Annotated in this window: 2 pseudogenes; both read right to left on the bottom strand. The window is 33.0% G+C overall.

The features are described from left to right. Positions 1-213, bottom strand: a pseudogene (locus BGS40_RS07425) (hypothetical protein); the annotation flags it as partial. A gap of 83 nt (positions 214-296) precedes the next feature. Continuing rightward, positions 297-500 (bottom strand): annotated as a pseudogene (locus tag BGS40_RS07420) (hypothetical protein); the annotation flags it as partial.

Raw genomic sequence — 500 nt, 5'->3', positions numbered from 1 at the left:
CCCTGTATAAAAGTTAGGATCTAGGTATTGGGGTTTATAGTCTTTGTAGGGGGAGTTTCTTAATATGCGATCGGCTTCAAACAAAGCTTTGGAATATTCTTCGGTATAATCGCCTGTTGGCTTAGCACTTCCTGAAAAAATGATTTTATTAGTGTCTTTATATACATCCATTATTAACCCATTAGGTGTATAAATCTCATAAGTTTCACTCATTATCTATCCTTTCTTAATTTAACCCATATATAAACCATTTTTCATAATGATAGTAGTAGCTAGTCTAGTTATGAAATTCATTCTTACTCTTTTATATTATGCTCTTTAGCATAAGCTAGTATTTTAGCTCGAAGTTCTTGCGGAAAATTATATCTATAAATAGCAGGAATTCTTGGATCAAGAAGTTTATCAAGCTTATGTCTTTTATAAATAATTTCTAGTCTTTCAGGGCTATAGTATCTTGGAGCATTAGGATAGCCTTGAGGAGGAGTGAGGGCTGCGAGTTT

Origin of the sequence: Campylobacter sp. 107 (assembly GCF_002383835.1) — a bacterium.
In the GTDB taxonomy this organism is placed as follows: Bacteria; Campylobacterota; Campylobacteria; order Campylobacterales; family Campylobacteraceae; genus Campylobacter_D; species Campylobacter_D jejuni.
This window is presented reverse-complemented; position numbering and strand designations above follow the sequence as displayed.